This is a genomic window from Anaerophilus nitritigenes (assembly GCF_004138215.1).
GTDB lineage: Bacteria > Bacillota > Clostridia > Peptostreptococcales > Thermotaleaceae > Anaerophilus > Anaerophilus nitritogenes.
On sequence record NZ_RYYS01000064.1, the window covers coordinates 53,055 to 74,117 of the forward strand.

22 protein-coding genes and 3 riboswitches are annotated in these 21,063 nt (G+C 30.4%); of the genes, 13 read left to right on the forward strand and 9 right to left on the reverse strand.

The features are described from left to right. Nucleotides 1–38 precede the first annotated feature (38 nt). Both htrA and EK368_RS09825 read left to right on the forward strand, forming a co-directional pair. Nucleotides 39–1,226: a serine protease HtrA gene (htrA, locus tag EK368_RS09820; RefSeq protein WP_243109398.1), complete on the forward strand. Its 1,188-nt coding sequence runs from the start codon at nt 39–41 to the stop codon at nt 1,224–1,226. 92 nt (nt 1,227–1,318) lie between these two features. Then, complete coding sequence (locus EK368_RS09825) at nt 1,319–1,492, forward strand: asparagine synthase (RefSeq protein ID WP_129599091.1); 174 nt, start codon at nt 1,319–1,321, stop codon at nt 1,490–1,492. Nucleotides 1,493–1,540: 48 nt separating this feature from the next. On the opposite strand, the gene EK368_RS09830 is transcribed toward EK368_RS09825, so the two are convergent. Then, nucleotides 1,541–1,879 (reverse strand): hypothetical protein, encoded by a 339-nt coding sequence (locus EK368_RS09830; RefSeq protein WP_129599094.1) that lies wholly within the window; start codon nt 1,877–1,879, stop codon nt 1,541–1,543. Nucleotides 1,880–2,043: 164 nt separating this feature from the next. Here EK368_RS09830 and EK368_RS09835 point away from each other — a divergent pair, with 164 nt between their 5' ends. From EK368_RS09835 to EK368_RS09845, 3 genes are read left to right on the forward strand one after another with little or no spacing between them, the layout of a single operon-like run. After that, complete coding sequence (locus tag EK368_RS09835; RefSeq protein ID WP_129599097.1) at nt 2,044–4,275, forward strand: heavy metal translocating P-type ATPase; 2,232 nt, start codon at nt 2,044–2,046, stop codon at nt 4,273–4,275. Between the two features lie 11 nt (nt 4,276–4,286). After that, the gene (locus EK368_RS09840) at nt 4,287–4,502 is read left to right on the forward strand and encodes a heavy-metal-associated domain-containing protein (protein WP_129599100.1); all 216 of its coding nucleotides are present in this window, start codon (nt 4,287–4,289) and stop codon (nt 4,500–4,502) included. A gap of 59 nt (nt 4,503–4,561) precedes the next feature. Next, on the forward strand, nt 4,562–4,879 hold the full coding sequence (locus tag EK368_RS09845; RefSeq protein ID WP_129599103.1) for a metal-sensing transcriptional repressor: 318 nt from the start codon (nt 4,562–4,564) through the stop codon (nt 4,877–4,879). Between the two features lie 20 nt (nt 4,880–4,899). Here the strand turns inward: EK368_RS09845 and ribH are convergent, their stop codons facing one another. The 4 genes from ribH to ribD are packed head-to-tail and all read right to left on the reverse strand — an operon-like array spanning nt 4,900 to nt 8,370. Beyond that, complete coding sequence (gene ribH, locus EK368_RS09850; protein WP_129599106.1) at nt 4,900–5,361, reverse strand: 6,7-dimethyl-8-ribityllumazine synthase; 462 nt, start codon at nt 5,359–5,361, stop codon at nt 4,900–4,902. Nucleotides 5,362–5,363: 2 nt separating this feature from the next. Continuing rightward, the gene (locus EK368_RS09855) at nt 5,364–6,572 is read right to left on the reverse strand and encodes a bifunctional 3,4-dihydroxy-2-butanone-4-phosphate synthase/GTP cyclohydrolase II (protein WP_129599109.1); all 1,209 of its coding nucleotides are present in this window, start codon (nt 6,570–6,572) and stop codon (nt 5,364–5,366) included. A gap of 48 nt (nt 6,573–6,620) precedes the next feature. Further along, the gene (gene ribE, locus EK368_RS09860) at nt 6,621–7,268 is read right to left on the reverse strand and encodes a riboflavin synthase (protein ID WP_129599114.1); all 648 of its coding nucleotides are present in this window, start codon (nt 7,266–7,268) and stop codon (nt 6,621–6,623) included. Between the two features lies 1 nt (nt 7,269). Continuing rightward, nucleotides 7,270–8,370: a bifunctional diaminohydroxyphosphoribosylaminopyrimidine deaminase/5-amino-6-(5-phosphoribosylamino)uracil reductase RibD gene (gene ribD, locus EK368_RS09865; RefSeq protein ID WP_129599117.1), complete on the reverse strand. Its 1,101-nt coding sequence runs from the start codon at nt 8,368–8,370 to the stop codon at nt 7,270–7,272. 166 nt (nt 8,371–8,536) lie between these two features. Next, nucleotides 8,537–8,654, reverse strand: a riboswitch (FMN riboswitch). A gap of 379 nt (nt 8,655–9,033) precedes the next feature. Here ribD and EK368_RS09870 point away from each other — a divergent pair. The 3 genes from EK368_RS09870 (at nt 9,034) to EK368_RS09880 (ending at nt 12,693) form a co-directional block, all read left to right on the forward strand. After that, the gene (locus tag EK368_RS09870; protein ID WP_129599120.1) at nt 9,034–10,224 is read left to right on the forward strand and encodes a glycine C-acetyltransferase; all 1,191 of its coding nucleotides are present in this window, start codon (nt 9,034–9,036) and stop codon (nt 10,222–10,224) included. A 13-nt stretch (nt 10,225–10,237) separates the two neighbouring features. Continuing rightward, nucleotides 10,238–11,194 carry an L-threonine 3-dehydrogenase gene (locus EK368_RS09875; protein WP_129599124.1) on the forward strand — a complete coding sequence of 319 codons (957 nt, stop codon included), beginning with the start codon at nt 10,238–10,240 and terminating at the stop codon, nt 11,192–11,194. A gap of 302 nt (nt 11,195–11,496) precedes the next feature. After that, nucleotides 11,497–12,693: a dicarboxylate/amino acid:cation symporter gene (locus tag EK368_RS09880; RefSeq protein ID WP_129599127.1), complete on the forward strand. Its 1,197-nt coding sequence runs from the start codon at nt 11,497–11,499 to the stop codon at nt 12,691–12,693. Nucleotides 12,694–12,732: 39 nt separating this feature from the next. Here EK368_RS09880 and EK368_RS09885 read toward each other — a convergent pair whose 3' ends face one another. The 4 genes from EK368_RS09885 to EK368_RS09900 all read right to left on the reverse strand — a co-directional run bounded on the left by EK368_RS09885 (nt 12,733) and on the right by EK368_RS09900 (nt 17,274). Beyond that, nucleotides 12,733–13,926, reverse strand: coding sequence for a GNAT family N-acetyltransferase (locus tag EK368_RS09885; RefSeq protein WP_165000407.1), 1,194 nt, complete (start codon nt 13,924–13,926; stop codon nt 12,733–12,735). Between the two features lie 12 nt (nt 13,927–13,938). Then, nucleotides 13,939–14,859 (reverse strand): DUF2156 domain-containing protein, encoded by a 921-nt coding sequence (locus EK368_RS09890; protein WP_129599133.1) that lies wholly within the window; start codon nt 14,857–14,859, stop codon nt 13,939–13,941. 125 nt (nt 14,860–14,984) lie between these two features. Continuing rightward, nucleotides 14,985–16,343 carry an alanine/glycine:cation symporter family protein gene (locus tag EK368_RS09895; RefSeq protein WP_129599136.1) on the reverse strand — a complete coding sequence of 453 codons (1,359 nt, stop codon included), beginning with the start codon at nt 16,341–16,343 and terminating at the stop codon, nt 14,985–14,987. Between the two features lie 145 nt (nt 16,344–16,488). Further along, nucleotides 16,489–16,565: riboswitch (glycine riboswitch) on the reverse strand. A 3-nt stretch (nt 16,566–16,568) separates the two neighbouring features. Beyond that, nucleotides 16,569–16,646, reverse strand: a riboswitch (glycine riboswitch). A gap of 196 nt (nt 16,647–16,842) precedes the next feature. After that, entirely contained in the window at nt 16,843–17,274 is a 432-nt protein-coding gene (locus EK368_RS09900) for a Fur family transcriptional regulator (protein ID WP_165000408.1), read from the reverse strand. A gap of 145 nt (nt 17,275–17,419) precedes the next feature. On the opposite strand from EK368_RS09900, the gene EK368_RS09905 reads away from it, so the two are divergent. From EK368_RS09905 to EK368_RS09925, 5 genes are all read left to right on the forward strand, one after another. Next, nucleotides 17,420–17,860 carry a hypothetical protein gene (locus EK368_RS09905; RefSeq protein ID WP_129599142.1) on the forward strand — a complete coding sequence of 147 codons (441 nt, stop codon included), beginning with the start codon at nt 17,420–17,422 and terminating at the stop codon, nt 17,858–17,860. A gap of 15 nt (nt 17,861–17,875) precedes the next feature. Next, nucleotides 17,876–19,036, forward strand: a complete 1,161-nt coding sequence (locus EK368_RS09910) for a toxic anion resistance protein (protein ID WP_165000409.1) — start codon at nt 17,876–17,878, stop codon at nt 19,034–19,036. Between the two features lie 10 nt (nt 19,037–19,046). Continuing rightward, nucleotides 19,047–19,838, forward strand: a complete 792-nt coding sequence (locus tag EK368_RS09915; RefSeq protein ID WP_129599148.1) for a hypothetical protein — start codon at nt 19,047–19,049, stop codon at nt 19,836–19,838. Then, nucleotides 19,819–20,325: a TerD family protein gene (locus EK368_RS09920; protein WP_165000410.1), complete on the forward strand. Its 507-nt coding sequence runs from the start codon at nt 19,819–19,821 to the stop codon at nt 20,323–20,325. Before EK368_RS09915 ends, EK368_RS09920 begins: the two co-directional genes overlap by 20 nt. Before the next feature lie 167 nt (nt 20,326–20,492). After that, nucleotides 20,493–21,050, forward strand: a complete 558-nt coding sequence (locus tag EK368_RS09925) for a TetR/AcrR family transcriptional regulator (RefSeq protein WP_165000411.1) — start codon at nt 20,493–20,495, stop codon at nt 21,048–21,050. Nucleotides 21,051–21,063: the final 13 nt, after the last annotated feature.

The following is a 21,063-nucleotide window of genomic DNA, read 5'->3' on the forward strand; positions in this document are numbered from 1 at the left end:
TTATATAATACACTTATCAACAGAAAGAGGGGATGAAAATGGAAGATGAAAAAATAGAAATTATTGATGTTCCAGTAGTTTATACAGTAAAAGAGGAAAAAAAGCCAAATAGAAAAAAAGGATATTTTATGATTTGTATTATTTTAATTTCAGCTTTGTTAGGGGGAATCATTGCAAGTTATATAATGCCTGTTTACATATTTGGACATATTCTTCCTTATCCGGATCATTACTTTGGAAAAGATAAAAAGCAAGTCATTCAAGTAGAGGATACAAATACACAATTTTTAGTATCGGCAGTTGCAAAAAAATCTATGGCTTGTGTAGTTGGGATTACAACTCAAAGTGTAGAAGAAGATTTTTTCTTTGGAAGAAAAGTAGCACAAGGGTTAGGGACTGGAGTTATTGTAGATAAAAATGGATACATTTTAACAAATTCACATGTGATTAACAATGGAAAAGTACAACAAATCAATATTTTATTTGATGATGGAAAAAAGAAAGAAGCTAAGATTCTTTGGAATGATTCGATGCTAGATTTGGCAGTATTAAAAGTAGAGGGGCTAAATTTAGCTGTAGCAGATTTAGGAGATTCTGATGATTTGCAGGTAGGGCAAGTCGCTATTGCTATAGGAAATCCATTGGGTATGGAATTTGAAAAAACTGTGACTTCAGGTATTATTAGTGGATTAGGAAGAAAAGTACAAATCAATGAAAGAGAGAGTATTGAAAATTTGATTCAAACAGATGCTTCTATCAATCCAGGAAATAGTGGAGGACCTCTTTTAAATAATAAAGGAGAAGTTATTGGGATTAATACAGCTAAAATTCAATCAGGAGAAGGTTTAGGTTTTGCTATTCCTATTAATATAGCAAAGCCAATTGTAGATCAATTTATACAAAAAGGTGAATTTAGTAAAACTTATTTAGGAATTAAAGGTGTAGATGTAGATGTTTTTGAAAAATATATGAATACAGATTTATCTGTACCTAAAGGAGTATATATACTAGAGATTACACCTAATTCTCCGGCGAATAAAGGAGATCTTCGCAGTGGCGATATTATTATAGGTATACAAGATCAAAAGATATCTGGTATGAGAGAACTTTCAACAAGACTTTATCAATATAGACCAGAGGATAAGATCGATGTAAAAGTTATGAGAAATGGAAAAGAAATAAATTTAAAAATAACTTTAGAAGAAATACCTAAAAAGTATGAGTAAAAATAATCGATATTTTGTAATGATTCCCATGGATAAAAGGAAGGAGAAAGAGCAATCTAATAGTAAGCTTTTATGCTAAAGGAGGAAATGATATGCATATTCGAGAAGGAATGATTCCTACTGCATTAGGGTCTGCTGTTACTTTAACAGGAACTATTATGAAAAGAAAAGATATAGCACCTATGATTGCTGCAGGGATTGTAGGCTTTGGTCTTGCTCATATATTATTAGGCACAGTAGATATGGTACAAAACCAAAGACATTAACCATTTAAAAAGATACTGCCCTTTAGCAGTATCTTTTTAAATATCAAATTAATCGTTGTAGATGCATTGCATTGCACGCATTCTACATGCTTCAGCTTTACACATATAAGCCATGGATTCATGCATATGTTCCATATAACATAATTCTTTGAGATCTTGTTCTCCCATAACGGGCATGCTAGGTGGCATGCCAATAGGAGGGCACATGCCAGGCATTTGAGGTGGCATACCAATAGGAGGACACATGCCAGGCATTTGAGGTGGCATACCAATAGGAGGTTGCATACCAGGCATTCCAGGTGGCATACCGGGCATTCCAACAGGTGGCATTGGGTATGGATCACGATCCATGCTAGGTTCTCTCATATATTCTTCATGTACAGACATTTTTTTTTCCCCCTTATAATAATAAAAAATTTCTTTCTTCAGTTATAGGATATGCGTAGAAGTGAGATTGTGATACACAAGAAATTTATAAAGACTTGACAAAAAAAAGAAAGTCATATAATATAAAAGCAAGATACCCCCTAGGGGTATAAAGGAGGGGTAATATGAAAAAAGAAATGCTAAAAATAAATGGTATGACTTGTGCAGCTTGTGCAAAAGCTTCAGAAAGAGTAGTAAAGAAGTTAGATGGTGTACAAGAGGTAAGTGTAAATTTTGCTACAGAGAAAATGTCTTTAGAATATGATGAAGATAAAGTAAAGCTTTTAGATATTAAGGAAGCAATCAAAAAAGCTGGATATACTCCCTTGAATATTGAGAAAAATACAGTATTAGATGAAGACCGAAAAGAACAAGAAATAAAAAATCTAAAGAAAAGGTTTTTTGTATCAACTGTATTTGCACTACCGCTTCTTTATATTGCTATGGGACCGATGATAGGATTATATCTTCCGAAGTTTATTCATCCTATGATTCATCCATTGAATTTTGCATGGATTCAAATATTACTTGTTATACCCATATTAAGTTATGGATATAAGTTTTATACAGTAGGATTTTCAGCAATATTTAGAAAAAATCCAAATATGGATTCTTTGGTTGCAATGGGTACAGGAGCAGCAGTTTTATATGGAATTTATGCAACTTATAAAATAGCAAATGGGGAAGTGATGTATGCTCATCATCTATATTTTGAATCAGCTGGAGTAATTATTGCCTTAATTTCCTTAGGAAAATATCTAGAAAGTGTAAGTAAAGGAAAAACTTCACAAGCTATTAAAAAATTAATGGGATTAGCACCTAAGAATGCGATTATTATAAGAAACGAAGAAGAGATAGAAATTCCTATTGAAGAAGTACAGGTAGGAGATGTAGTTTTAGTAAAACCTGGAGGGAAAATACCTGTAGATGGAGAAGTGATAGATGGAAATACTTTCATAGATGAATCCATGCTTACGGGAGAGAGTATTCCTGTAGAAAAGAAAAAAGGAGACAAAGTAGTAGGAGGAAGTATCAATAAGCAAGGAATGATTTATTTTAAAGCTACAAAGGTAGGAGAAGATACTGCTCTTTCACAAATTATTCAATTAGTAGAAGAGGCACAAGGTTCAAAGGCTCCTATTGCTAAGTTAGCAGATGTAGTTTCTTCTTATTTTGTTCCTATAGTATTTTGCATTGGTACATTATCTGCATTGATTTGGTATGTAAGTGGAAAAGATCCTGTATTTTCTCTTACTATATTTATTTCAGTATTGATTATTGCATGTCCTTGTGCATTAGGATTAGCTACTCCTACTGCAATTATGGTTGGGACAGGAAAAGGAGCAGAACATGGAGTTTTGATAAAAGGGGGAGAAGCATTAGAATCGGCTCATAAAATTCAAACAGTAGTATTTGATAAAACAGGAACGATCACACAGGGAAGACCTGAGGTTACAGATCTTATTACTTTTACAGATATGGATACACTAGAAATACTTAAGCTTGCAGCATCGGCAGAAAGAGGATCAGAACATCCCTTAGGAGAAGCTATTGTAAGAAAGGCTAAAAGTAAACAAATCAATATTTTGAAATCAGAAGATTTTGTAGCCATTCCAGGACATGGTATTGAAGTACAAATAGAAAATAAAAATATATTTTTAGGAAATAAAAAACTAATGAAACAAAAAAATATACCAATAGAAAAAGCAAAAGATATAGGACAAGAACTAGCAGATGAAGGGAAAACTCCTATGTATATGGCAATAGATCATGAGTTAGTAGCTCTTATTGCTGTTGCAGATGTAGTGAAGGAAAATAGTAAAGACGCTATAAAAAAGCTTCACAACATGGGTATAAAAGTCGCTATGATTACAGGAGACAATGAAAGAACAGCAAATGCTATAGCCAAACAAGTAGGAATTGATAGAGTATATGCAGAAGTTTTACCTGAAGACAAAGCAAGTGAAGTGAAAAAAATTCAAAATGAAGGAGACGTTGTAGCTATGGTGGGAGATGGAATTAATGATGCTCCAGCTCTAGCTCAAGCGGATGTAGGGATTGCAATAGGATCAGGAACAGATGTTGCTATGGAATCAGCGGACATTGTGCTTATGAGAAGTGATTTGATGGATGTTTCTACTGCTATTCAATTAAGTAAGAGCACCATTAGAAATATCAAGCAAAATCTTTTTTGGGCATTTTTATATAATACAGCAGGAATACCATTGGCGGCAGGAGTGTTTTATGCATTAGGAGGGCCCCTTTTAGATCCTATGTTTGCGGGAGCTGCAATGTCTTTAAGTTCTGTATCTGTGCTAACAAATGCTTTAAGACTTAAGAATTTTAAACCAAATTAGGAGGAGAGATTATGAAAAAATTAATGATCATTGAAGGAATGAGTTGTATGCATTGTGTAAATCATGTAAAGAATGCATTAGAAGAACTAGAAGGAGTTAAGGAGGTTGTAGTAGATTTACAAGGAAAAAATGCTGTGATACAATTAAGTAAAGAAGTGAAAGATGAAGCATTGAAAAATGAAGTAGAAGAAGTAGGCTATGAAGTTATTGAAATAAAAAGTATATAACAAAAAAAGTCTTAGATAGAATTGCTTCTTCTAAGACTTTTCTTGTAAGGAGGAAATTTATGAAAAAAAAGGAACCTTGTTGTCATATCATAGATGGAGAAAAAGTAAGTCATCGTTCACAAGAAGTAACGAATGCTTTGGTAAATAGATTAAACAGAATAGAAGGACAAGTAAGAGGTATTAAAGGAATGGTTGAAAAGGGAGTTTACTGCAATGATATTTTGATTCAAATAGCAGCTATACAATCCGCTATGAAGGGAGTAGGAAGAGTATTGCTTGAGAGTCATATGCGTACTTGTATTGTAGAGCGTATAAAAGAAGGAGATGAAGAGGTGATAGAGGAGATTCTTACAACTATTGATCGTATGATTAAGTAAAAGGTGGCAAAGCCACCTTTTTAGAATTCTTTAAGTAAATTAGCCATTTCAATAGCAGTCATAGCTGCATCGTATCCTTTATTTCCAGCTTTCGTTCCTGCTCTTTCAATAGCTTGTTCTATAGTATCTGTAGTAAGTACTCCAAATACTACTGGAACTTCAGTTTCAAGTCCTACTAAAGCTACTCCCTTTGTGACTTCACTAGATACATAATCAAAATGAGGAGTGGCACCTCTTATCACTGCACCCAAACAAATGATTCCATCATATTTGTTAGATTTGGCAAGTTTTTTAGCAACTAAAGGGATTTCAAAAGCTCCTGGGACCCATATGATTTCTATATCACTTTCATCAGCTCCATGTCTTTTTAGTGCATCTAATGCACCTGATAAAAGCTTACTTCCAATAAATTCATTAAATCTTCCTATGATTACTGCAAATTTTAATTCCTTTACAATTAATTTTCCTTCGTATATTTTCATTTTTATTCCTCCTCTGTGTTTAACATATGGCCCATTTTTTCTTCTTTTGTTTTTAAATAAAATTCATTTTCTTTATGATAGTCCATGATAATAGGAACTCTTTCTACCATCTCTAATCCATAGCCAGAAAGACCAGAAAGCTTTTTAGGATTGTTTGTCATGAGTTTTATTTTTTTAATTCCTAAGTCAGAAAGAATTTGTGCACCTATTCCATAATCTCTCATATCTTCAGGAAATCCTAATGCAATATTAGCTTGTACTGTATCCATTCCTTGATCTTGAAGAGCATAAGCTTTTAATTTATTGATAAGACCAATGCCTCTTCCTTCTTGGCGCATATATAAAAGAACTCCTCGTCCTTCTTTTTCGATTTGTCTCATAGCAGACTCATATTGTTCACCACAATCACAACGAAGAGAGCCAAAAGCATCTCCTGTGAGACATTCAGAGTGAACTCTTACTAAAACTGGATTTCCGTCTGAAATATCTCCTTTTATAAGGGCTATGTGATGCTCTTTATTTAATTTGTTTTGATATCCTATGACTTTAAAGTTTCCATATTTTGTAGGTAGAGAAGCTTCTGCCATTTTTTCTACGAGTATTTCATGTTTTCTTCTATACTCTATTAAATCTGCAATAGTAATAATTTTTAGATTATGCTTTTTAACATATTCCATAAGCTCTGGAGTTCTTGCCATAGATCCATCTTCATTCATAATCTCACAAATGACTCCAGCTGGATAAAGACCAGCAAGCTTTGCTAAATCTACACAAGCTTCAGTATGACCTGCTCTTTTTAATACGCCTCCTTCTTTGGCCTCAAGGGGGAAAATATGACCAGGCTTTCTAAAGTCATGAGATGTACTATTTGGAGCCAACACTTTTTGTATAGTATGAGCTCTTTCAAAAGCAGAAATTCCAGTTGTGGTATCTATAGCATCAATAGATACAGTAAATGCAGTTTGATGATTATCTGTATTGTGAGATACCATCTGAGGCATATCTAACTCTTTTAGCTTTTCTTTGCATATAGGCATACAAATTAATCCTCTTGCATGTTTTGCCATAAAATTGATGTGTTCAGGCTTTACAAACTCAGCAGCCATTAAAAGATCTCCTTCATTTTCTCGATCTTCATCATCAATGACTACAACCATTTTTCCAACTTTAATATCTTCTAAAGCTTGTTGAATTGTATTAAATTTATACATTTTTATCACCTCGTTTTAAATTATAAAAAATCTATACTGTATCTAAATTTATATAAATCCATGTTCGGATAAAAAACTCATATTGATATCTTTTTTAGGAGAAGCTTGTCTTTGCATTAAAAATTTTTCAATATATTTTCCCATCATATCGCATTCTAAATTGACACTAGCTCCTATTTTTTTATGAAGGAGTGTAGTCATATTTTTTGTATGAGGAATAATAGATATTTTGAATATATGATTATCTACATAAGCTATAGTCAAACTAATACCATCGATGGTGATAGAACCTTTTAAAACAATATATTTTAAAATATCTTCATCTGTCTTTATAGATATCCATATAGCATTATCTTCTCTTTGAAGATCTGTAATAATTCCTACTCCATCAATATGGCCACTTACAATATGACCTCCTAGCCGATCACCTACTCTTAGTGCTCTCTCTAGATTCACAAGACTTTTGGGTAAAAGATCTTTTAAATTGCTTTTTCTCATAGTTTCTGCCATTACATCTACACAAAAAAAATCTGTATTAAAATCAGTAACTGTAAGACATACTCCGTTTGTAGCAATACTATCTCCTAAATGAATATTTTCTAATACTTTTTTTGCTTTAATTGTGATTTTTGCTGATTTTTCTCCTTTTGTAATAGAAAAAATAGTGCCTATTTCTTCTATAAGACCTGTAAACATGTCATCCCTCCTTTGAAATATAGGCTTTGAGCATAATGTCTTCGTGGAAATGTTGTATTTCTATATGATGCAGGGATAAAGCATCTTTCATAAAAGAAAAACCTTGTCCTTCTACAGGTGTTAGTGCATTTTTTCCTCCTATTATTTTAGGAGCAATAAAAGATATTACTTGGTCTATGATTCCTTCTTGAAGAGCAGAAAAATTTAGTGTTCCTCCTCCTTCTAATAAAATACTATCAATACCTTTTTCTCCTAAGATTTTCATCAAGTAAGAAAGATCTACTTGTCTATCTTTGGATGGAGTAATTAAAACTTGTGCACCTGTATCTTGTATAGATTTTATTTTTTCAGTTGGAACTGCATCAGTTGTGGCAATGATGGTCTTTATATTTTTACTCGTTTTTAATATATTACTATCTAGAGGGATTCTTCCTTTGGAATCTACAATGATTCGAATAGGATTTTTTCCTTCAAGGTTTACAAGGCGAGTAGTTAATAGAGGATCATCTGCCAAAACAGTTCCAATTCCTACCATGATTCCTGATACTTTGTGTCTAAGTAGATGGACATATTCACGGGATGAGAGATTGGTAATCCATTTGGAATCTCCAGTATAGGTAGCAATTTTTCCATCTAGTGTCATTGAGGTTTTTAATATGCAAAATGGTAATTTTGTAGTGATATATTTTATAAATATTTCGTTTGATTTTTTTGCTTCTTCTTCTAAAACTCCTGTAACTACTTCTATATTGTTATTTTTTAATATTTCTATTCCATGTCCTGAAACTAAAGGATTTGGATCTTTCATAGCAATAACTACTTTTTTTATTTTGTTTTCTACAATGGCTTGTGCACAAGGAGGAGTCTTACCATAATGAGAGCAAGGTTCTAAAGTTACATACATAGTAGCTTCACTAACATCTTCTTTTGAATTTAAGAAGGCATTGATTTCTGCATGAGGATTTCCAAATTTTTCATGATAACCTTCTCCTATAATTTGTCCATTTTTTACAATAACTGCTCCTACTAAAGGGTTCGGATTTGTATAGCCAATGCCTTTAGTAGCTAAATTTAAAGCTTTTTTCATATAAAAAGTGTCCATTTTTTCACCTCTGTGGAATCAACATATGATTATATTATTCCAAAATTTATAAAAATTTCTCATAATTTTATGAATTAAAAAAGCCCTGAAAAATATTATTTTCAGGGCTATCTGATTATAGCAAAAGTACATCTATAAAAATATGAATACACATATAGATCTACATAGTTCTCTTCTTCCATCCAGACTATACTGTCGGCCTTGGAATTTAACCAAGTCAACCACAAAAGTGGCTCGCGGGCTATACCGCCGGTCGGGAATTACACCCTGCCCTGAAGATTTTATTCACTTGTATGGAAATATCGTAGCATTTCTTTTTTTATGTGTCAAGAAGTATTTTGTGGAGAATGAAAATATTTTATATGCATAAAAATATTTTAAAGAGGAAAAAATTTTAAAATATAAGTCAATTGAAAGAAAATTAATTTTATATTATATATTCTAAAATATTCAATATAATTTTGGAAAATATTGAATAAGAATATATAAAATGATATACTGTCCGTAGGAGGCAATCATATTTTATGATGTATATGAAATTATATATTTAATAAAATTGTGAATCAAATAGAGTTGATTAAAATACTAAAATGAAGAAAATAAAAACATTAAAAACACATATGTATGTCATGTGAATACAAAAAATAAAAAGGAGGATATAAAATGTCTAGTCAAATATTAAATAAATTCTTAGAGGAAAATTTAGAAGATTTAAAAAAAAGAGGACTTTATAATGAGATAGATCCATTAGAAGGGGCAAATGGACCTATTATAAAAATAAGAGGAAGAGAACTTATTAATTTATCTTCTAATAATTATTTAGGACTTGCTACGAATGAAAGATTGGTAGATGCTTGTATTGAAGCCACTAAAAAATATGGTGTAGGAGCAGGCGCTGTTCGTACTATTAATGGAACGTTAGATATACATATAGAACTAGAGGAAAAACTTGCTACATTTAAACATACACAAGGAGCTATTGTTTTTCAATCAGGTTTTAACTGTAATATGGGTGCAATAGGAGCAGTTATGGATAAAAATGATGCTATTTTGTCAGATGAACTCAATCATGCATCTATCATTGATGGTTGTAGATTATCAAAAGCAGAAATTATTCGTTATAATCACTCTGATATGGATCATTTAAGAGAAGTAGCAAAAAAGGCAAAAGAATCAGGAAAATACAATAAAATAATGATTATTACAGATGGTGTATTTTCAATGGATGGAGATATTGCAAAGCTTCCTGAAATTGTAGAAATTGCACAAGAGTTTGATCTGATTACATATGTAGATGATGCTCATGGTTCAGGAGTATTAGGAAAAGGTGCAGGTACTGTAAAACATTTTGGACTTTCAGATAAAATAGATTTTCAAATAGGAACATTATCTAAAGCTATTGGAGTAGTAGGCGGATATGTAGCAGGGAAGAAAGATCTAATTGATTGGTTAAAGGTTCGTTCAAGACCATTTTTATTTTCCACTTCTCTTACACCAGGTGCAGCAGCAGCATGTATAGAAGCTATATCTATTCTTACAGAGAGTACCAAACTTCATGATCAGCTTTGGGAAAACGGAAATTATTTAAAGAAAGGATTAAAAGAGCTTGGATTTAATATAGGAAAAAGTGAGACTCCTATTACACCTTGTATTATTGGAGATGAAAATCAGACTCAATTATTTAGTAAAAGACTTAATGAAGAGGGAGTCTATGCAAAATCTATCGTATTTCCAACTGTTCCAAGAGGAACCGGTAGAGTAAGAAATATGCCTACAGCAGCTCATAATAAAGAAATGTTAGATAAAGCTTTAAAGATATATGAAAAAGTAGGAAAAGAAATGGGCATTTTATAAGGGGGAATAGGTGATGAAGAAAATATTTGTCACAGGAGCATTAGGTCAAATAGGTACAGAGTTAGTTACTAAAATGAGAGAAGTCTATGGAAATGATAATGTAGTAGCTACAGATATCAGAAAGCCTACAGATCATCCAGTTGTAGAATTAGGGCCTTTTGAAATATTAGATGCAATGGATGGAGAAAATATGAATCGATTAGTAAAAAAATATAACTCTGATACCATTGTACATTTGGCTGCATTACTTTCTGCTACAGCAGAAGCTAAACCATTATTTGCATGGAACTTAAATATGGGAGGCTTAGTAAATGCATTAGAAATAGCAAGAGAATATGGATGTCAATTTTTCACACCAAGTTCAATAGGTGCATTTGGTCCGTCTACACCAAAAGACAATACACCACAAGATACAATTCAAAGACCTACAACTATGTATGGAGTAAATAAAGTATCAGGAGAACTTCTTTGTGATTATTATTATTATAAATTTGGTGTGGATACAAGAGGAGTAAGATTTCCAGGACTTATTTCGTATGTAGCACCTCCAGGAGGAGGAACTACTGATTATGCAGTAGACATTTACTACGAAGCATTAAAGTCTGGAAAGTATACTTCATATATTGGACAGGGAACTTACATGGATATGATGTATATGCCAGATGCAATAGGTGCAATTATAAATTTAATGGAAGCAGATCCATCAAAATTAAAACATAGAAATGCTTTTAACATAACAGCTATGAGTTTTACACCTGAAGAAATTGCACAAGAAATTAAAAAGCATATTCCATCCTTTGAAATGAATTATGATGTAGACCCAATTAGACAAGAGATTGCAGATAGTTGGCCGAATTCTTTAGATTGTACAGCCGCAAAAGAAGAGTGGGGATTTAAAGCAGAGTATGATTTATCAAAAATGACAAAAGATATGCTTGAAAAGTTAAAAGAAAAGGGAATTGGAAAATAAAGAGTTATTAAAAAATTAAACACGTAAGATAAAAAAGTCATAGAAATAGTCACGAACTAGATAGTTTGTGTTACTAATTTTATGACTTTTTTGTATAAAAAGAGAAAATATATTAAAAAATTTTGTATTAACATATAGCATGTACGGTATTGGCATACATTTGTTTTTGTGATAGAATAACAACAATGGAAACTTATTCAAATAAGTAAAAATTTTATAAATATTCAAACTATTAAAAAAAGAAAGGAGAGAAGAAATTTATAAATTAGTAGAAAATAAAAATATATGAAAGGAGTTTAATTATGAAAAAAATTGGATTACTTCCAAGGCTAATTATTGCTATTATTTTAGGTATTTTATTAGGAACTGTAGCACCAGAATGGCTTGTCAAAATATTTGTTACTTTTAACAATATTTTTGGAAACTTCCTAGGATTTGCTATTCCACTTATTATTATAGGTTTTGTTGCTCCTGGGATAGGAGATTTAGGAAAAGGAGCTGGAAAGCTTTTAGGTGTAACTGCATTGATTGCATATGGATCTACTATTATTTCTGGTTCTCTAGCTTATTTTACAGGTACTACTGTATTACCTAAAGTATTACATCTAAGTTCATTAGCAGTAGATGCAAAAAATCCAGAGGAAGCTCTTTTGGCACCTTTTTTCAAAGTAGAGATGCCACCTATTATGGGGGTTATGACAGCTCTTTTAATTGCATTTACATTAGGATTAGGTATGGCTGTAATTGAAGGGGATACAATGAAGAAGTTTTTGCATGAATTTCAATCTATCATTGAAAAGTTGATTTCAAATATTATTATTCCTCTATTACCTATTCATATTTTAGGAATATTTGCGAATATGACTCATGCAGGAGAAGTTGCTGCGATTATGTCTGTATTTGCTAAAGTATTTGTTATGATTATCATTCTTCATATTGCTATTTTAATTATTCAATATTTTATTGCAGGAACTTTTTTTGCAGGAGCAAATCCATTTAAATTATTTAAAACAATGCTTCCAGCATATTTTACAGCTATTGGAACACAATCTTCTGCTGCTACCATTCCTGTAACGTTAAAGCAAGCAAAACAAAATGGTGTAGATGATGGAATTGCTGAATTTGTTATTCCACTATGTGCAACTATTCATTTATCAGGAAGTACTATTACGCTTACAGGATGTGCTATGGCAGTTATGATGATTAATGGAATGGAAACTACTTTTGCATCTATGTTTCCTTTTATCTTGATGTTAGGAGTTACTATGGTTGCAGCTCCAGGAGTACCAGGAGGAGCAGTTATGGCGGCCTTAGGACTACTACAAAGTATGCTTGGTTTTTCAGATACATTAACATCTTTAATGATTGCACTATACTTAGCACAAGATAGCTTTGGAACAGCATGTAATGTAACAGGTGATGGAGCTATTGCGATTATAGTAAATAAAATTTCAGGTAAAAAGCTACAACCTAAAGAAAATGTATCTATCAATGGATAAAAAATAGAATCCGAGAGGATTCTATTTTTTTGACTGTTCTTAAAAGTATTCATTAATATAATTTTTTTTCTCATAAAATACTTTTGAAAAATTTTCTATAGCCTTTGGATTATAAACCTTCATATTTTCCATAAATATAGCAGTATTTATATCAATAGCTCCAAAGAAAAGCTGAGAGAAGGTATTGATAGAACAAGACAAATCTGCTTTTATATGATTATTTTTTTGAACAATAGCTTTTTGATTTTCAATATGTACCATAAAGATTCCTTCATTCCATGGAGCATAAGGATCTTTGATTTCGATGGAGAACTTTGTGTTTATATCTTGATGAAAAGTACAATGCTCAATAGCAGCCTCTACATCTATTACCCTCCCACACATGAAAGGGTAGAGACTAACTTCATTAGTAGGCTCAGGCTGTATAGTATCTTTCAAAAAAAGATGTGTAGATTCATCAAAAGGAGTAGACCATTCTACATGAGTAGCTTGAGAAATATGACTATATATAAAACTAAATAAAGCTTTTTTTGCTTTGTAATTTTTATAACACATTTCTCTTACTATAAATTTTTTATCTTTTATAAAATACAATATATATCCAATAGATTCATTTTGGTTATCTTTTAAAATAAAAGCATATCCTCCATAATCAATCAAATCTTTCAATATAAAACCCCAATTTTTTTTGTTTCTTTTTATATATCCATGATATCCATTTAAAAAAGATTCATAAATTTTATTTAAATCTTCAAAATTATGATCTAGATTGATTTCATTGAAATAAAAATCTTTTTGTCTTTGACTAAAATGACCTATAATTTCCATAGGAACTTTGTATTTTTTTTGACTATAGGATAATTCCCATCCATAAGCTTGATAAAAGGTAGTATCAAAGGGCATAAGGATAGAGATAAAATGGTTTTTATTTTTCATCTCTTCTAAAGCTTTAGGGATGAGAAGCTTCATAGTTCCTTTATTTCTATATTCAGCAGATGTAATGACTCCTACTACATAAGAAGTTTCAAATAAAGATCCATTTAAAAAAATAGTATAAGGATTTAATTGCATATAAGATATGAGTTTATTTTCTTCAAAAATACCTAATGAGTGCTTTGGAGAAAATACTTCATCAAAATACCAGCTATAAAAGGGTTCATCTGTTTCAAAAGCATATCCCCATAATTTTTTTGCTTCGGGAATATTTTCTTTTTTCAAAAATCTTAAAAACATCATTTCACTCCTTTACTTAAAGGTTACATTAAATTTTTCAACCATTTTATAAGGACGATAAGAAAGCTTTGCTTTTCTTAAATTTTCAAGGCCCATATCTTCTTCTCGATTGATATATTTTATATCTATACATTCATTTTTGCAAAATTCATTATTAATAGCTTGATATAACCCCTTAATAGTAGGATTGGCTTTTTCTATATGAACAACAATTGTATCATCATAAAGCATGCCTCCTAAAGTAAAAGCTTGAAGCTTATGATCAATTAAAATAGCTCCTCCTTTGCATTTAAGATGATCCATATTTAAGAGAGCTTCTTTTAAAGCTATTTCTTCTGCTTCTATTAAATGATTTGAAAAAGAATTTAGATCTTTATAGTCAATTAAACGTTTATTAAAATCAAGGCAATCTTTTATTAAATCTTTTGTTAATGAAACATATTTATAAGGGATATTTCTTATAAAATAATTTAAGTGATTTTTTTTAGAATGATATTTTCGTCCCTTTAATTCTATTAAGTCATTTTTAAGATATACATAATCAAAATTTACTCGATCTTCCGTAAAGTTAAGCTTATTTTTCATAGCTTCATCAAATATAGATATTAAGTGCTTAGGCAATAATTTGATTTGAAAAGGGAAACCTTTTTGATCAAATCTTTTTTTTATTTCATCAATCGTTAAAGAAAGTTTATTCAGATCATATTGGCCGATAGCTAAAGGAGGGAGAACAAAGGGTTCTTTTTTATCCATATTGAGTAGGCTAACTCCTCCTATACATAAAAAGTCGTTGATTATTTCATACTTAAATTCATTTAATTGTCGCCACATAAAAAGGCTTGTAAAACTAAGTCCAGAAGTTTCATAAGGATAACTAAAAATATATTTTTCAAATAAAGCTTTGTCTTTTAATGTAATGTTATTTTGAAACATAAAGCATCTCCTTCGTTGTTTTTTACATCTTCCCTTTGTATACCCAAAAAAATAGATTCTATTCTATATTTTACTCCATAAAAAAAGAATGTACAAATGTACATTCTTTAAGCTACTTTACTATGTTAAAAAGACTTTTTCTCCTTTTTCATTAGTTCAAAGAAAGTTTTTGTTTCAGCTACAATGACTCCGCTTAATCCAATCAAACCAATCAAGTTTGGAATAGCCATCAAGCCATTTACAATATCTGCTAAAATCCAAATCATATCTAATTTTAAGAAAGCTCCACTAGCTACAAGAAGAATATATATATATTTAAAAGGCTTAATTCCTTTTACACCAAACAAATATTCCGTACATCTTTCTCCATAATAATTCCAACCTAATATAGTAGTAAAAGCAAAGAACATAAGTCCAATTGTAACAATATATTGACCCAATACTGGTAGAGCTTGACTAAAGGCTAAGTTGGTCATAGCAGCTCCTTCCATATCAGAAGACCAAGCACCTGTTAAAACAAGAACCAAACCTGTCATTGTACATACTACAATAGTATCAAAAAATGTTCCTGTCATAGAAATAAGACCTTGACGAACACAAGACTTTGTTTTTGCAGCAGCTGATGCAATAGGAGCACTTCCTAGACCTGATTCGTTAGAAAATACACCTCTAGCTATTCCGTTTCGGACTGCAAACATGACAGATGCTCCTAAGAATCCTCCAGTTGCTGCAGTTGGAGTAAAAGCACTTTTTAAAACAAGTCCTATAGTTTGAGGAACTAAGTCAATATTTAAAATAAGAATTATTAAAGAACCGATAATATAAAATACAGCCATAAATGGAACAACTAATTCTGATACCTTTGCAATGCTTTTGATTCCTCCTAAAGAAACTAAAGCTACTAAAAGAGTAAGGATCACAGATGAAACAATAATTGGCATATTTAAAGTAATTTTTGCAGCATTTGTAATAGCATTTACTTGTGGGAAGGTACCAATCCCAAAGAATGCTACTCCAATTCCGAAAAATGCAAACATTTTAGCTAATAATTTATTGCCAAGACCTCTTTCGATATAGTACATAGGTCCACCAGACATTTGACCATTTTTATCTACAACTCTGTATTTTACAGCCAAAAGACCTTCTGCATATTTTGTTGCCATACCAAAGAAAGCTGCAATCCACATCCAAAATAATGAACCAGGACCTCCTGCTTTAATAGCAGTTGCAACACCTACGATATTACCTGTACCAATAGTTGCGGCCAGTGCTGTACATAATGCGGCAAAACTAGATACATCACCTTCTCCAGTGTGATCATCATCTTTTGAAAATAAATATCTTAAAGCAAGGGGTAATTTAAAGACTTGTAGTAGTCCTAAACGAAGGGTGAGATAAATACCAGTGCCTACTAAAAGAATGAGTAGGGGAGGACCCCATACAAATGAATCGATTTGTTCCAATACATTGGTTATATTTTCCATAATCTTTCCTCCTTTTGGTTTTAAACTTAAAAACGATAAAGGAAGACTTTTATTATAATTTATACATTAAAAATGCATAAATCATAAATAAAAGCCAAATCCTATGTGATTTGGCCTCTAGAACATGACTAAATAAATCATGATACTCTGTCCTTTTACCTGAGAGATTCACCATATAAATATGGCTTGCTCCTTCGGTGCTCATACTGAGTCTCTCCAGAGGCTCGTCCGATAACGGTCCTTTTACCTGAAAGCTTAACCCCTTCGGTGGATGCATTTGCATCTCTCTCCCATTATCATCATCCGAAAATATTAAATTGATAAAACTTAAATCATAATAACTACTTAATAAAATGATAGCACTTCGTAAAAAAAATAGCAATAGGCTATCGGAAATTTAAAAATTCAGAAAAATGCAAGCGTACTACTTATAATTTATATTTTCCAAATTGAAAGTTAGTGATGATTTTTATGACTTTGTTAATAAGTTAAAATTAAATTATTTTTTCTTTTTTGTACAATTAGAGCAATATCCATAAAGTTCAAATTTATGTTCTGTCAATGTAAAATCTTCATCTTCTAGGGAGTTTAGTATTTGTTTAAGTGGACAAAAATGAATAGGTTGAGTTTTTCCACAATCTTTACAAATTACATGATGATGATGATCATGATGTAAAATAATCTCATATTGAGAAGGTTTATCTTCTAGGTTAATCTTATGAAGCATATCTATTTTTTCAAGAATTTCTAGATTTCGATACACAGTAGAAAAATTTATTTGAGAAAGATCTTTTTTTACTCTTGTATAAATTTCTTCTGCTGTTAAAAATTGATGTTCATGATGGATTAAAACTTCTAATATTGCTTTTCGTTGATCAGTTAGTTTATAGCCGTTTTCTTTTAATTTTTCTTTGATTTTATTTTTGAGCAAATGTCTCACTCCCAAGTATCATATTACTTCTATTGTATAATACATAGAAAGAGGATTCAATAAATTAACAGGAATATACCTTTGCCAGTTTTAGATCATTTGATATAATGTAGTAGAAAATTCTTTCAATTTCAAAAAGGATGTGGTGGAAATATTTCATCTATTCAAAAGAAAAAAACAACAAAATCATATAGAAGAAACAAATACTAATGATAATATGATAGAAAAGGCAAAAGAATCATTAGAAAATATAGAAAATATTTTGTATCAAGTAAAGGATAAACCAATTTTTATAAGTTTGTATTCTTTTGTATCTTATTATACTTTTATTATAGAATTTTATAAAGAAAATGAAGAAGAAATGATTTCTGTTCAAGAACTTCTGTTTTTTAAATATATTCCTATGATCCAGGATATATTAACAAATTATGAAGAAGACAAAATCATGAAGAAAGAACTTATAAAGACTATTCAAAAGATGAATACAAAGCTTTATCAAACGATTAAAAATATAAAAGAACAGAAAAATTTAAATTTGAAGATCGATCTAAAAACAATACAGGATTTGATTCAATCAGATTTTTAAATGGAGGAGATTAAAATGAGCTTTGAGGATTTATTAAACCAAGTAGAACAAAATAATGTATCCGAAATACCTAAACAAGAAAACCAAGAGGTAGTTTTAGAAAAAAAACAAGATATTTCTATGGACCTAAGCAAATTTAGTCAAAGAGAATTAGAAATGGTAAAGGACTTGAAAAAAGAAATAAAAATGGAAGATACAAATAGTATAGGAAGCTTTGGAATGGAAATACAAGGCAATATTGCGAAATTTGCAGATGGTATATTAGAAGGAGTCAAAACAAAAGATACAGGATATATTGGAAATGATCTAACCTCTCTTTTAACAACTATTAAGCAAATAGATGTGGAGAAGTTCCAAGAAAAAAAATCAATTATGAGTAATATTCCTTTTTTCGGGAAACTCAAAAATAGTATGGAAAAAGCAAAAATTCAAGTAGAAAATATTACTCAAACTGTAGATAGAATTGTAGTATCATTAGATACAGCAAGACAGGAACTTATAAGAGATGTAAATGTATTAGACATTTTATATGAAAAGAATATGGAGTATCTTCACCAATTGGAATTGTATACTGCAGCAGGAGAATTGAAATATAAAGAATTAAGAGAAAATACTTTGGTACAATTAAAAGAACAAGCTCAAAAAACTCAAGATATGTTAGATATTCAAAGGTATAATGATTTTACACAACTACTTAGTGAAATAGAAAAAAGAATTCATGATTTAAAATTAAGTAGAGAAATTTCGATTCAAACGCTACCACAAATAAGACTTATGCAAAGCAATGATAAAATATTAGCAAGTAAGATTCAAGCTAGTATCTTAACTACAATTCCTATTTGGAAAAATCAAATTGCTTTGGCTATTTCGTTAAATAAGCAAAAATCAGCTTTAGAAATTCAAAAAAAGGTTTCGGATACTACTGAAAATATGTTAAAGCAAAATGCAGAGCTATTAAGAGTAAATACTATAGAGATTGCAAAAGAAAGTGAAAGAGGAGTAATCAGTATAGAGACATTAAAAGAAACTCATCAAAAGCTACTTGAAACGATTGAAGGATCTATGAAAATTTATGAAGAAGGAAAGATTAAAAGAGAAAATATAGAAAAAGAGTTAAAAGAACTTGAAAATACACAAAAACAAAAGCTTTTAGAGTATAGAGGTCAATATAAATAAGGGGATTAAAATGAATAAACAAGAATGTATAGAATGGATCAAATCTTATTTTGAGATTGAGAGCTTGATTAGTACTTTAAAAGACCCTGACTTTAATATAAAAAGTCGAATTTTTTATTTCAAAGATGTGTTTCGTTCAATTGATGAATTGAAAATTTTAAAAATCTACTCTAAAAATAAGAAACATAATATTGTATTAGAAGTATATTATGTAACAGACGATTTTGAAGGATTGTTTCATGGATATTTTAGAATTGAGCCAGTTACAGATTCTGCAAGGAAAATTTTTAAAAATATGAGCAGAGTTTGTACTGATTTGGGATATTTTTTCTACCATGCTTATCAGCATAGTGAAATATTGAAAAAATATATAGTTTCAGGAGATATAGATTATATTATAGAAGATGATGAAAATTTCTTTGAAACCGTGAAGAAAAATACTTATCTAGAATTATCACAATATGAAGAAAAACAAATGAATCAAATGATTCTTAGTAGAGAAAAATTTAAAAAATATATCACGCATTTTATACATTGGAATAAAAAATGTTCAGAAGAAGTAAAAACATTTTTAATGCATCTATGGACAACTTCTTATAAAAATTGTATTTGTCCCATAAATAATGTAAATGCAGTAGATTATTCTATAAAAGTAGATACTCAGGATATTTTTTTTCAAAAGAATAAAGACCTTTCTGTATATGGTCTTTTAGAATATGCACAAACCCATGGTTTTATTGTTTTTTTATACTTACAATTTGATTTTGAAGGTGGGAATGAATATGATTCAAAATCTTATTAAAGGACAGAAAGTAGAACTATGTAAAATAAGCGAACCTGTTGATATTTTTATAAAAATGAAATGTGAAATTTCTACATCTATAGATCTGATGCTTTGGATGATGAATGAAAAAAATCAAGTGGATAAAAATAATATTGTCTTTTACAATCAACCCTATAGTAGTTGTAAAAGCATATCTTATAATGAAGATCAAAAAATTATAAAAATATCCATGGATCAAATAGATGAACAAATTAAAAAAATAGTTTGTGTAGCGACGATCTATGATGAGATAGAGGAAAATAGAGAGTTGAATTTTTCTTTGGAGATTAGAAAAAATGAACAAACCTTTTTGATAGACTCAGGAACAACTTCTCAAGAATATCAAAGTATAATTATAGGAGAAATTTATTTATACAAAAACTTATGGAAATGGAATACTATTTCTTATGAAAGTGAAAAAGAGATTGTTTCTTGCATGAAGAAAGTATATGATGTGCATATTTGAAAAGATGAAAGATATTCTTTCATCTTTTTGTATATATAATGGAAAAAATAAGCTTAGAAAATTAGGAAAATATTGTTTGACATGCATGAAAGAGGATGTTAAAATAATGTTGGTACTGAAAAAACTAAAATAGTTTTATGATTACACGGATGAAAGAAGTGATGTGCATGAGGATGAGAATTATTCAAGGAGCTATTGAAGAAACAGGAGAAAAAGGAATAAAATTTACAATGAGTGATTTAGCTAGGAAATTAGGAGTGAGTAAAAGAACATTATATGAAAATTTCATTTCAAAAGAAGCTTTAATGGAAGCAATTATAGAACATTTTTTCACACAAATAGAGGAAAAACAAGAGGAAATTTTAGGAAATGAAAATTTAGATCCTATTCAGAAATTAAAAGAAATTGCAAGGATTCTTCCTAATGATCCAAAGCTTACGTATATAAGCAAATTTTATGAAATGAAGCAGTGCTATCCGAAGCAGTGGAGGATGGTACAACATTGGGTCAATGAATGGAAACCTGAAGAAAGACTTATTGAGGAGGGAATGAAAAGTGGAAAATTAAGAAAAGCCAATAGTGTTGTTTTAAGACAGATCATTGTGCAATCTATTATGTCATTAGTGGATAGAAATTTCTTAATGAAAAATGACATTACGTTAAGAGAAGCCTTAAATGATATGATAGATATTATTCTTTATGGACTAGTAATGGATGAAAAATGATATTTTGTAAAGG